At 58.7% G+C, this 12,629-nt stretch carries 7 protein-coding genes and 2 pseudogenes; 6 read left to right on the top strand and 3 right to left on the bottom strand.

The genetic code is table 11. The annotated features are described in order from the left end of the window. Window positions 1-606 precede the first annotated feature (606 nt). Together RBH26_RS18415 and RBH26_RS18410 are read left to right on the top strand one after the other, a co-directional pair. A complete protein-coding gene (locus tag RBH26_RS18415) occupies window positions 607-1,152 on the top strand; it encodes a helix-turn-helix domain-containing protein (RefSeq protein ID WP_306759842.1) in 546 nt (181 codons plus the stop codon). Window positions 1,153-1,240: 88 nt separating this feature from the next. Then, entirely contained in the window at window positions 1,241-2,578 is a 1,338-nt protein-coding gene (locus RBH26_RS18410; protein ID WP_306759841.1) for a CoA-binding protein, read from the top strand. Between the two features lie 107 nt (window positions 2,579-2,685). On the opposite strand, the gene RBH26_RS18405 is transcribed toward RBH26_RS18410, so the two are convergent. Beyond that, complete coding sequence (locus RBH26_RS18405; RefSeq protein WP_306759840.1) at window positions 2,686-4,080, bottom strand: SLC13 family permease; 1,395 nt, start codon at window positions 4,078-4,080, stop codon at window positions 2,686-2,688. 228 nt (window positions 4,081-4,308) lie between these two features. Between RBH26_RS18405 and RBH26_RS18400 the strand changes: the two genes are divergently transcribed. The 4 genes from RBH26_RS18400 to RBH26_RS18385 all read left to right on the top strand — a co-directional run bounded on the left by RBH26_RS18400 (window position 4,309) and on the right by RBH26_RS18385 (window position 10,230). Continuing rightward, window positions 4,309-5,742: an MATE family efflux transporter gene (locus tag RBH26_RS18400; RefSeq protein WP_306759839.1), complete on the top strand. Its 1,434-nt coding sequence runs from the start codon at window positions 4,309-4,311 to the stop codon at window positions 5,740-5,742. Window positions 5,743-6,141: 399 nt separating this feature from the next. Beyond that, a complete protein-coding gene (gene rdfA / locus RBH26_RS18395; protein WP_306759838.1) occupies window positions 6,142-6,795 on the top strand; it encodes a rod-determining factor RdfA in 654 nt (217 codons plus the stop codon). 216 nt (window positions 6,796-7,011) lie between these two features. Beyond that, window positions 7,012-8,991, top strand: coding sequence for an archaea-specific SMC-related protein (locus tag RBH26_RS18390; RefSeq protein ID WP_306759837.1), 1,980 nt, complete (start codon window positions 7,012-7,014; stop codon window positions 8,989-8,991). Between the two features lie 483 nt (window positions 8,992-9,474). Continuing rightward, window positions 9,475-10,230 (top strand): PAC2 family protein, encoded by a 756-nt coding sequence (locus tag RBH26_RS18385; protein WP_306759836.1) that lies wholly within the window; start codon window positions 9,475-9,477, stop codon window positions 10,228-10,230. A gap of 255 nt (window positions 10,231-10,485) precedes the next feature. Here RBH26_RS18385 and RBH26_RS18380 read toward each other — a convergent pair. Continuing rightward, a pseudogene (locus tag RBH26_RS18380) lies at window positions 10,486-11,807 on the bottom strand (gamma-glutamyltransferase). Beyond that, a pseudogene (locus tag RBH26_RS18375) lies at window positions 11,747-11,992 on the bottom strand (hypothetical protein); the annotation flags it as partial. The pseudogenes RBH26_RS18375 and RBH26_RS18380, both read right to left, overlap by 61 nt. Window positions 11,993-12,629 lie beyond the last annotated feature (637 nt).

Genomic DNA, 12,629 nt, shown 5'->3' with positions numbered 1-12,629 from the left:
CAGTTCCCCACCACAATATATGTCTGTATTCATACATACAAAGAAGTTCGATAGTAATATCGAAACTGATCCCGAGTCGATGGGACAGTTGGCTGAACAGATCATAAATCAATTAATGTTACGATCTCGATTATACTGTTGGACAGCAGTCAGTGAGACGTCGGTCGCGAACTCGCGGCTGTCACCCGCGGGACGGCCGCAGTCGCGCGACTGATCGTCGAATCGTGCTGTCCAACAGTATACAGACCGACGTACGAGAGCCTGCAGCGAATCGTTGAAACAGTTTATAAGATCGAACGTATGTGGATGGCTATTCCATTCATTTATTAATTGTTAGCGCGTATCCAGGTGGACTCCGTGTATATTTTTCTCGTTCGAACGTCATCTAACTAGATACCATAATAGCTTTGATTGGAACGGGAACGTGTCTACAATAGATTTGCTTCTCGAGTGTGTCCAGTTACACGTAAGTTTGTCATCCGTTCAACTGCAACCTCGCGAGAGTGGGCAGGACACCGAAACAGGAGGACGTATCACCGAATCGGTTGCTTCCCCTGGTGACCATTGAACAAGCTTTTGATGACGCGTTGCACACGGACACTTACAATGGACGAAGACGAATCGTTCGACGTCTCACCCCGTGATATCGCCATTCTAAAAGCGAGAGTCGATAATCCAACGTCGTCGACACGGGAGCTCAGTCAGATTCTCGAGGAGGAGTACGGGATTTCGCTTTCACACAACCGGATCAACGAGATTCTGCGGACGATGTCCGAAGAGGAAATCTTCCGTGAGACGATCCTCCCGAATCGGGATATCTTCCGTCACTACCTCTTCCGCGTCTCCTTTAACTTCCCAAACTTCGAAGACAACTGGCGAGAGTGTTACGATGCACTTCTGAACGATCCTCACGTCCTGATATTCTTTACTGCAGACAGTGACTACCAGTGGCACATAATCGCACAGTTCCGGACAGACGACCAGATGGAGCAGTGGGTCCACAACTTCTTTAAAGACCACGGCGAACTTATCTCCCAGTTCCACAACACAATGCTCCATAGCGTTCACAAATTCAAAACCGAGGCTGCCGTCTTCGATAACATCCTCGCGGAGACCGAAGAAGGACGACAGTACCTCGAGTACGACGAGTGAATTACAGACATATAGATAATCGACTACGTTTCAGCGCTTAGAATCCAAACTTCGTAATTTATATTACATTGTTCGACCATCCCCCGATATGGGTGTAACTGACTTCTTCGATCCGGACGGAATCGCCGTCATCGGCGCGTCGAAAACCGAGGGCAAACTCGGAAACGATGCGATGACAAACATTCGCACCTACGACGGCGACGTCTACCCGGTCAACCCCTCCAGTTCGGGAGAGGTCTACGGCTACGAGTTCGTCGACTCGGTCCACGACGTCGACGCCGATCTGGCACTGTGTTGTGTTCCCAGCCCCGTCGTGCCGGAGGTTCTAGAGGAGTGTGGCGAAGCAGGCATCGGCGCAGCGGTGATCTTCGCCGGCGGCTTCGCGGAAGTCGACGAGGACGGACAGGAACTCGAGGACGAAGTCGTTCGAATCGGCGAGGAGTACGACATGACGATCCTCGGCCCGAACACGGCCGGATACTGTATCCCGCATCTGGATCTCTACGGCTCGTTCGTTCCACAGATCCGTGAAGTCGAGACGGGGAACGTCGCTTTGCTCGCCCAAAGCGGTGGCGTCGGCGTTACGTCCTCGTTCCAGTTAGATCGCGAGGAGTACGGCGTGTCAGCGATGTTCGGCCTCGGCAACCGAGCGAACACCGGCTTTGCCGAGCTGATTCCGGTGCTCGACGACGATCCGAACACCGACGCGATCGCACTCCACATCGAGGGTACCGACGACATCGATAACTTCATCGAGGTCTGTCGGGAAGCTGAGACGCCGATCGTCGCGTACAAGGCCGGCAGCGAGGACCTAAGCGAGTTCGTCCAGTCACACACCGGTGCCCCGATTCAGGACCGCGAGACCTACGAGGAGGCGCTCGCCGATGAGGGCGTCGTCTTCGTCTCCTCGGTGACTGAACTCCTAGACGCCAGCCGTGCGATCGCGGACACGCCGACTCCGGACGGGAAAAACGTCGGCGTCGTCACCGCCCAGGCTGGGCCGGGGATCATCATCTCCGACGAACTCGACGAACGCGGTGCCAAGTTCCCGGATCTGGAAGCGGAGACCCAACAGCGTGTCGACGACCTGCTGCAGGGAATCACCTACACGGAGAACCCGGTCGACACCGGACGGCCACTACCCGAGTTCGGCCAGGTCATCGACGCCGTCGGCCGCGACGACAACGTCGACATGGTTATCGTCTACGAGATCTACGAGGACTCGCTGGGCTACCCAGTCGAGGAACTCGAGGCGCTTGCCGAAAACGTCGACAAGCCGATCATCTTTACAGTCGCCGGCCCAGCAGAAGGTTTCGAGGAGGAGCGCCTCCAGATGGAGGCAGCCGGAATTCCGACGTTCCGAGCGCCAGAGCGGGGCGCACACGCGGTCGCGGCGCTGATCGACTCGGTCGACGAGGACGCATAACGGACCACGGCGGGACGGCGACGATTTTTCGACTCGTTCGCTGACGTCGAAAGCGGTGCCGGTGCGATGACGATAGCGTCCTGGCAGTCGTAACGGAACCGAAGAGGTCAGTAAAGCAGCGTGAAGACGCCGAACTGGAGCGGCAAGAGCAGTACGATCGTCGCGACCGAGCAGGCGACGGTCGTGCGGATAACTTCGCCGGTGTCGGCGGTCCCTTCCGCCAGGATCACGACGAGAACCGCCGACTGGTAGGGGAAGAAATACGAACTCAACGCCATCGCTTCGGCCATCAACACCGGCGTCATCGGCAGTCCGGCGGCCTCGGCATACGGAATGAGAATCGGCGTGAGAACGCTCGCGACGGCCAGCCCTTCCATCAGGAACGCCAGCAGGAACGTAATACCGAAGACGACCGCGAGAACGATCGCCAGCGACGCGTCCGCCGGGATCGACGCGAGCAGGTAGTCGGCCGCGTCTTCGGTGAACCCCGTGTGAGCGAGGCCGTCACCGATCGCGAACACGGCAGCGATGAAAAACAGGATCGAGAAGTCGGTCTCGCCGACGCTCTCGAAATCGGTGACGCCGACGCTCGGCAGGAACGCGAGAGCGACGACGGCGACCGCACCGACGACCGGATGGAAGCCGTGGACGAAGTCAGTCGCCCAGATCGCCGCCCCCACGAGGAGAAACGCGAGCATCCGTCGTTCCGTACTCGACGCACCGTCTCGAGAGCCGTCCGGGAGGTCGACACTCGAGGACGGATCGGGCCGAAAGAGGTAGTAGACGACGCCACAGACCAGCAGGACACGCGTCAAGCCCATGACAGGGTACATGTGGAACCACCACTCGGTCCAGGAGATGTGATGGCCGGCGATCGAGTCGCCGAAGCCAGCGATCATGATGTTCGGGAGATCGGCGGTGAGAATTCCCGCAGAGCCATAGAAGGTGGCGAAGGCGGGCCCGAGAAAGAGTCCGACGCGGGCCGCCCGGTCGTCGAAGAGGTCACCGGTCTCTTTGAGTATCGGCGCGATGATGAGAATGCGGACGAGCGCCGACGGGATCAAAAAGGCGAGTGCGTGTGCGCCGATCGAGAGCGCGATCAGGAGTCGTCGGTAGGTCCGCACTGGTTGTGCGCGGGCGGAGTCGGAGACGGTTCGTGCTGTGATCCACGTTCCTGCCCAGTTCGCAAGGCCGCTCCGACGGGTCGCCTCGCCCATCAACAACCCGAAGCCGATGAGCCACGTCGCGGGCTTCTGGAAGCCGGTCAACGCGAGGTCAGTCGAGAAGACGACGGCGATAAGCCCGATACCGATCAGTCCCGTGTACGCAGGTGGAATCGGCGTGAGAATCCAAAGTGAGATACAGAACACGGTGATCGAAAGCATCCACGCGACGTCGGCCGTTCCGGAAAACGCCGTCCACGTCACAGCCGCGATGAGTGTCGCGAGGGCAAACGCAACCGGCGGTCTGCGAAGCGTCTCGATCACCGTCCGACGGTTCATTACGAACCATCTCGGGCAGTGAAAGGTTAAATGTACCGAAGAGATCTGCCAGTTCCGACTCGAGACGTGCTCGCTATCTCGGGCGTTCCCTGGCCCCGCTTCGTCTCACTTCGGTCGATCGAACGTGACGCTCGACGACGATCCGAACGGCTCTATCACTGATCGGGTCGAACGATATCTCGGCACATATGAGAACAGTTATTGTGTGGCTCCGTGAGTTATCGGTAGATGGTCTCTCGGTTATTCAGAGCCGTCTGGCGCGTGCTCGCGACTCTCCTAGAGCGCGCGAACATCATCGAGCGATCCCGACTACGGGCGACGGTCGATCTCGCCTGGCCACGAATTGTCACCGGGCTCGCACGGATGTCGAAACAAACTGCCGACATTGCGATGGTCGGGTTGGTGTTGGGACCGTCGGCGATCGCCGGACTCGCGTTCGCGTACGCCTACTGGCAACTCGGCGATCGCCTCTCGCTTGGTCTGTCAGGTGGGTCGATCAGTCTCGTCTCACAACATTACGGCGCCGACGAGATCGAACTGGCCAACCGGGCGATCACCCAGAGCTATCTGATCGCGACGGCGCTGTCGATTCCACTGGCCGTCGCGTTCTACTGGCAGGCCGAGTTCCTGATCGGGATCATGAGCGGCGATCCCACGGCGGTCGCGTACGGAGCGACGTACCTGACGATCGTCGCACCGGCTATCGTCTTCGAGTTCTACAACAAGGTCGCGAGCCGTATCTTTGCCGGTGTCGGTGATACGTTCACGCCGATGCTGATTCGTGGCGGCGGCGCCGCCGTCAACATCCTGCTCAACGCCGTATTGATCTTCGGCTTTGATATGGGCGTCGTCGGTGCCGCCGTCGGAACCGCCGTCTCGACCGCGCTCATTACGGTCGGACTGCTGTGGGGCCTCGCCGGGAAGTCGTACCCGACGCGGGACGCCCTTCCTGTTCACCTGTCGGTTTCGGGTCAGCTCGTCGATCCATCGCTACTGCGGCCGCTCGTCTCCGTCAGCACGCCGCTTATCTTCCAGCAACTCGCACGAGCCGCGGTCGCGTTCCCGCTGTTGGCCATCGCCGCCGTCTTCGGCTCGGTCGCCGTCGCCGGCTACGAGATCGCCCGCCGAATGCGCGACCTGATCAACAGCCTTTCGTGGGGGTTCTCGATCGCCTCGAGTAGTCTCGTCGGCAGACACCTCGGTAAGGGCGAAGAGGGTATCGCGGCGGCCTACGGCGACGAAATCATTCGATTCTCGCTGTTTGCGTATGCCGTTACCGCTGTCCTCGTTATCGTCTTCGCGGAGCCAATCGCGCAGTTGTTCGTCACCGATCCCGAAGTCGTCGACCTGGCGGCGACGTTCGTTGCGGTCACAGCCGTCGCGACGATCGGACTCGGACTCGACGAAGCCGCCACGGGCGCGTTGCGCGGTGCCGGCGACACCCGTTGGCCGTTTTACGCGGCATTGATCGGTCTCTATGGCTTCGCGCTCCCGGTCGCCTTCCTCGGCGTCGTCACCCCACTCGGCGTCGCGGCGCTGTATCTCTCCCTCGTCGCAGAGATGTTCGTCCCCGCCGTGGTTACACTGTACCGGTACTACACGGGCGCCTGGCGCGACGTCAGTCGCTCACTGCGCGACCGAGCCGAGAGCGTAACGGACTAGGCGAGACGAACACATCAGTTCCAAATCGCGACACGTTCGCGATTCGTACGATCGCCCGCGAGACCGGACGCTTTTTTACAGCTGTCGGCTCGATCGTGTATGCACACAGTGAACAGTATAGTCATTCTTCTGTGGTTTTCTGAATACTATCTCATAAAATAATTGTTCTCTAACAGCGAACGGTAAAAGAGAGTGGTGTATATGGCTATCAGAACGGATAATATCGGTATATGAAACTCAGTGGATCTACAATAGCTAAATACATCGGTTTTATAATACTGAATTTCATAAGATAGGTACCAGCGCTCAGGTCGTAAAACCGAACTGTATTACATACATACTATCGTAAACAGCTCCGGTATCCGAACGCTTTTTATCCGACGATACCTACGGCCTACCGTGACTGATCGTAGCCAGACCGAGACAGACACCTCCTGTGGGTGCAAACTCGGACGTGTCGGCGACGAGTACGAACTCCGAGCGCTCGACGAGGAGTTAATCGCATACTGGACTGGGGACGGCGACGAACAGTTGAGCACGCGCCAACTCGCGACGTACGTGAACCAGCGGGTCCTCGAGGCGGCACTCGAGGACGCGGGCATCCTCCCGAAGGACGGCGAGATCGAGAACACGTATCGGTTGCTGACCGACGACGACGTCAGCAGCGGGACCCGTGTCCAGACGCGAAACGAGCTACGACGAGACGGCGTCGAGGTCGACCAGGTCGAATCGGACTTCGTCTCCCACCAGACGGTCTACAATCACCTGACTGACTGTCTCGAGACGTCCCTCGAGAAACCGAGCGACGACGAACGCGTCGAGCGAAGCGTCGACAAGCTGGGTGCACTCCAGAACCGGACCGCAGCGGTGACGGCCGATACCGTCGAGCAACTCGATCGAAACGACATCATCGATATCGGCGAGTTCAACGTCGCCGTCTCCGTCACTGTGACCTGTGAGGACTGTCTCCAGGAGTATCCGATCCGAACGTTACTCGACCAGCGCTCGTGTGACTGTCGATCCCAATCGGATGACGCCGAAGCAGACGCCTGAACGTCGCTTGCGACACAAGCGCCGGCCGTAACTGTACAGAGACACAATTCCGACGTGATCGGCGATAACAGTTGGCGATCGGTGAGATAGATCTGGGTATGTAGAACGTTTGCAGTGTTTCAGGAGTGATTCAGAAACCATCTGGTAATTTCCCCCAGTATTTCTGCAAATGTTTGAGGGGCAAAATATATCTATAGTGACCGAGAAAGCCACAGTATGAGAAGCGAATTGGATACAGCGGAGCGAGATACGCCAGAACGAGCGACGCTGTTCGTCGATAACATCGGCGGTATCGACGAAGCAGAAGTCTCGTTTCGACAGGGAGTAACGGTTCTCTCGGGACGGAACGCGACCAACCGCACGTCGTTGCTTCAAGCCATCATGGCTGCACTGGGCAGCGATCAGGTCAGTCTCAAAGCCGACGCCCAAGAGGGCGAGGCGAAACTCGAGTTCGGCGACGAACGCTATCGACGATCCCTCGAGCGGCGAAACGGGACGATCGTCACCGACGGCGAACCGTACCTCGAGGATCCGGAACTCGCCGATCTCTTTGCGTTCCTCCTCGAGTCCAACGAAGCTCGACGGGCCGTCGCCCGCGGTGACGACCTCCGGGAACTGATCATGCGGCCGGTCGACACCGACGCGATCAAAGCCGAAATCGAACAATGCGAACAGCGAAAGCGACAGATCGACGAGCAACTCGAAGAGCTAGACGATCTCGAGGGACGACTGCCGGACCTCGAAGCCAAGCGGACGCGACTGAACGACGAAATCGAGACGCTTCGGGCCGAACTCGAGGACGCACAGGCAGAACTCGAGGAGACCAACGTCGACGTCGAAGAACGACGGGAAGAGCGCTCCGAACTCGAGACGAAACTCGAAGAGGTCCGAGAGACGCGGTCGGAACTCGAGCGGGTCCGCGACCGGATCGAGACCGAACGCGAGAGCATCGACGCGCTCGAAGCAGAGCGCGAGGACGTCGAAGAACGGCTCGAATCGCTCTCGACGGGTGACGAGACGGAGATCAGTCGTCTCGAGGCCGAGATCGATACGCTCCAGTCCGAAAAGGCCGAGCTTTCCGAGGAGATCTCACAACTACAGAGTACGATCCAGTTCAACGAACAACTGCTCGACGAACAGGAGTCGATCCTGCCGGACGACGACAGCGACGACGGCCCCGTCACGGATCAACTGCTGGCCGACGACGAGACGGTTACCTGCTGGACCTGTGGCTCCTCGGTCGACCGCGAACAGATCGAAACGACGATCGAGCAGCTTCGCACGGCCCGCCAGGAACGACTCGAGGAACGCTCGGAGCTCAGCGCCGAACTCGACGAGCGCCGGGAGACACTCTCGACTATCAACGAGAACCGAACCGAGTACCGCCAGACGCAGCGACGCCTCGAATCGATCGACGACGAGATCGAGCGGCGGGAAGAGCGTGTCGAGGAACTGATCGACGAACGCGAGGAGCTCACCGACGAGATCGACGACCTCGAAGACGAGATCGACGACCTCGAGACCGAAGACGAGGACTACAGCGGCGTTCTCGACCAGCACAAGGAGGTCAACCAGCTCGAGTTCGAACTCGAGCGCAAAGAGCGCGAACTCGAGGAGATCGAATCGGAGATCGATTCGATCGAGGACCGACTCGACGAGCGCGAGGGACTTAAGGCCCGACGCGACGAGGTGACCGACGAGCTGACAGATCTCCGAACTCGAATCGACCAGATCGAGGCCGACGCCGTCGACGCGTTCAACGAGCACATGGAGAACCTCCTCGAGGTGCTCGGCTACGGAAACCTCGATCGGATTTGGATCGATCGGACGACCCGCGAAGTTCGCGAAGGACGACGGAAGGTCTCACGCTCGTCGTTCGACCTCAAAATCGTCCGCAGCACCGACGACGGTGCAGCGTACGAAGACACGATCGACCACCTGAGCGAGAGCGAACGCGAGGTGACGGGACTGGTCTTTGCGCTCGCAGGCTATCTCGTCCACGACGTCTACGAGACGGTCCCGTTCATGCTGCTTGACTCCCTCGAGGCGATCGACTCCGAACGGATCGCAAAGCTCATCGAGTACTTCGAGTCTTACGTCCCGTATCTCGTCGTCGCGCTGCTCGACGAGGACGCACAGGCAGTCGACGTCGAACACGACGTCGTCTCGGAGATCGGATCACCGACGACCCCGTAGGCCAGCGCGGGCTTCGATTCGTCGCGATCGGCCGTACTCGGACCGGTCGACGACGACCGTTCACACCGAAACGTCCCCTCGGTCGAAACAAGACACGCCAGCGGGGGAGAACGAACACACCGCTAAACCGGCAGCAATCGACGACAGTTCTACAATAGACGGAGCAAGAGCAATAGCTGTGCGTTTTGCAATAGGTTAAATAGGTGCAATAGCCACAATAGTAAAAAGAGGTGTAACGTCTAGCTATTCAGAAGTAGGCGTTCGAATCACTCATCGGACGACAACGACTCCCATCCATCCCGATGCTCGAGTGACAACGTCACGATCGGCTGTACTGTCGGACAGCAATCAAAAGACGACGGTTACGGCGCGCGACCACCACGACAGAGACGGCCTGGCTCGAGCGATCGATACACCACAGCGATAGACGTCGAGTGCCGTCACCCCCGAGGCATATGTAACAGGGAGGTGTACTCATCGAGTATGGCCACTGATGACTGCAACGCCGAGTTCGACCGAACGACCGACCTCGAGGTCGATACCCCGACGCTCATCGAAGGGCTCCCCGGCCACGGACTCGTCGCGTCGATCGCCGTCGATCAGATTACCGATCAACTCGCACTCGAGAAGTACGGCTCGATCCGATCCGACGACTTCCCACCCGTGACGTCGTTTACGGACGGGCTCGTTCAGGATACAGTACGCGTCTACGGTGGATCGGATCCCGACGTGTTGACGCTGCAGAGTGACGTCCCGATCCCGGAAAACGCGGTCGCCGACCTGAGCCACTGTGTCCTCGAGGAACTCGTCGACGATTCCGGGCGCGCGATCTTCCTCGCAGGGGCGCCCGCCCAATCCGAAGACCAACGAGGCGAGGTCGTCGGCGTCGCGACGACCGAAGCGTTGAAGGCCGAACTCGAAGACGCTGGGATCGAACTCGCAACGGAGTCCGGCGCTGTCGGCGGCGTAACTGGGGCGCTCGTAACGAAATTCTACGAGGCGGACGTTCCAGCCGTACTGTTGCTCGTGCGAGCGGATCCCCGCCTTCCGGATCCAGCTGCAGCTCGGTCGGTAATCGAGACTGCACTCGAGGAACTCGTCGACTTCGAGATCGACACGGACGAACTCCGCGAACAAGCAGAAGAGATCCAACGCCAGAAACAACAGGTCGCCCAGCAACTACAGCAAGCACAAGGCCAACAGGACGAGCCCATGCAAGCCCGCAATATGTTCCGGTGACATCCTCCGCGCCGTAAACGGAGAGGGAGCGAAGCCCCCTCAAGCAGTCGGGCTATGCCCGACGACGGCGCGGCTTCCCACGCGACCGCAAGATCGACTATTTCGGTACCAGTATATCGGCTATTTCGATATCTGGACTCCCTCGAAACGGTCGGCACTTTTTCTAGCCGACCCATGCCCGGCTGTAGCTGTGTTTCAGTGGGCGATCACAGATCCAGTCACGAACCCGCCGACGTCGACGTGCAGTCGACCGTCTCACTCGTCGTCTATCTGCACCACGTCACCGTCAGCGGGCGAAATCCTCGGTTCGGCACCGATCTGCACGTCGTCATCGTCGATGAGATTCATGTTCGCGGATCCGAACATACCAGCGCCGACCTCGACATCGTGGCCGCAGTCCTCGAGCTCCTCGATCACGTCCGATGAGAACGCCGATTCCATCTGAAGGGAGTTATCGGTATCGTACGGGAACTGCGTCGACAGGAAGGCAGTACTGACGAACCGGGGACGGGAGATCGCCTCCTGTGCATCCAGACCGAACTCGACGACGTGGAGAAACTGCTGGGTTTGTCCTTGCGGTTGCGTGTCGACGCCGGTGTTTCCACCCAGAACGAACGGGTCGCCATTGCGGGTAGCAAGATACGGGTTGGAGGTGTGTCGAACCTTGTATCCGGGAGTGGGCCGGTTTGGGTCGTCGTCCTTGAGGGCAAGCATCCGCATTCGATTGTTGATGTGAATGCCGGTCTCTCCGACTACCAAAAACTGTGCACCGAGACTCGTCGTCACTGCAGCGGCGTTTCCGTCTGCATCGACGACGTGGAATGTCGTCGTATGGTTGGCGTCGGAACGTTTGGAGAGTCCGGTGTCGATTGGCCACTCCATCGGCGTCTCCATATCAATGCGATCGCCTTGATTTTCCGCGTACTTGTCAGCTAACAGTTCGTCGACGGGAACGTCGACACGATCGGGATCACCGACGTGGTGATACCTGTCCGCGAACGCGAGTTTGATCGCTTCGACCTGTACGTGGACGGCGTCTGCATCGTCCGGATCCAGATCGGACAGGTCGTACTCGTCTACGATATTTAACGCCAGCAGTTGCGTATCCCCTGGCTGTTCGGCGGATTCTGATACACCTGCGTCTCGCCGCCGTACTCGATCGAAATCGGCTCTACGAGTTCGGCTTCGAACTCGTGAAAATCCGACAGCGTGAGATAGCCATCGTGTTCGTCGGAGAACGCGACGATTGCCTCGGCGATCGGCCCGCGATAAAAGTAGTCCCTTGCCGCCTGAACGGCGTCGCTTCGCCCGTCGTCTCGAGCGTCGTCGTATGCGACAATGAGTGACTCGAACGTCTCGGCCATCTCTTCCTGATACACCGTCTCCCCCTCTTCTAGCAGTTCACCATCGGACAGATAGATATCCGCCGTATCGGATCGGCCGTCGAGCAGCGTCGCTTCGGTCTCGAGCCAGTCTGCCATCTCCGGACTGACAGGATATCCCTCTCGAGCGAGTGTTATCGCCGGCTCGATGACCGCGTCGAGTTCCAGTTCGCCGTACTCGTCGAGCCAGCGCATCCATCCCAGGCATCAGGAACGACAGCCTGGTGCATTCCGGCAGTCTCTGCACGCGCTTCGTAGTCGTCCGGTGTCGCGTCGGATCCGACGGGACCGACCCCATCAACGCTGGTCACTTCGTTGGCCTCGGAGTCGTAGTAGAGAGCCCAGGTACCACCACCCAGAGCAGATGAAAACCACGGTTCGACGACGCTAAGTGCACAGGCGACGGCTACGGCAGCATCGGCTGTCGTTCCCCCTCGGCGAGTACGTCGAGACCGGCTTCAGTGGCGAGATGGTGCTGTGAAACGACCGCGGCGGACTCCTGTGTGACCTGTTCGTCGGCTTCCGGCGTCCAGAGATCGATGCACCCGGCTAACCCGACAACGCCAGCGCACCCACCGGTCAAACGCTCACGTCGATCCATACTGACCGGATTTGCAGACGTGCCTAAAGCATACGGAGGGCGATTCGACGCGTAGTACAATATTAGTACCATGAGGTTCACCTCGAGTACGTACTCAAGACAATTTTACCTCGAACCAGACTATGTAATGTTAACTTGTATTATTGTTTATTCGTCCGGATTAGCTTCTCTCGTCAATCGTTCGGATTGATGAGATACGTACTCAGTTCGTAGCGAACCGCAGCCTACTCGAGTTCGAGCGCACTGTCGGCCTGAATCACCTAACTCGATACTGACTAACGCCGAATTACCGCGGCAGTCATTCGAATAAACGTACGAATGAAGTGGAGTCGCTCCCCTTCGCAAAACGTTCTCACTCCAGTATTTATGGGACTAGAGATTCGTCTCCCGGACTCGAGATCAGTAAGAACGTAATA

This window comes from Natronolimnohabitans sp. A-GB9 (assembly GCF_030848565.1).
GTDB lineage: Archaea > Halobacteriota > Halobacteria > Halobacteriales > Natrialbaceae > Natronolimnohabitans.
Note: the sequence above shows the minus strand (reverse complement) of the source record. Positions and strands in the feature narration are given on the sequence as shown.

What these genes read in the sequence shown, in the direction of transcription:
- RBH26_RS18410 (WP_306759841.1), top strand. Translation starts at nt 1,241, where the DNA reads ATGGGTGTAACTGACTTCTTCGATCCGGACGGAATCGCCGTCATCGGC.
- RBH26_RS18405 (WP_306759840.1), bottom strand. Translation starts at nt 4,080, where the DNA reads ATGAACCGTCGGACGGTGATCGAGACGCTTCGCAGACCGCCGGTTGCG.
- RBH26_RS18400 (WP_306759839.1), top strand. Translation starts at nt 4,309, where the DNA reads ATGGTCTCTCGGTTATTCAGAGCCGTCTGGCGCGTGCTCGCGACTCTC.
- RBH26_RS18385 (WP_306759836.1), top strand. Translation starts at nt 9,475, where the DNA reads ATGGCCACTGATGACTGCAACGCCGAGTTCGACCGAACGACCGACCTC.
- RBH26_RS18415 (WP_306759842.1), top strand. Translation starts at nt 607, where the DNA reads ATGGACGAAGACGAATCGTTCGACGTCTCACCCCGTGATATCGCCATT.
- RBH26_RS18390 (WP_306759837.1), top strand. Translation starts at nt 7,012, where the DNA reads ATGAGAAGCGAATTGGATACAGCGGAGCGAGATACGCCAGAACGAGCG.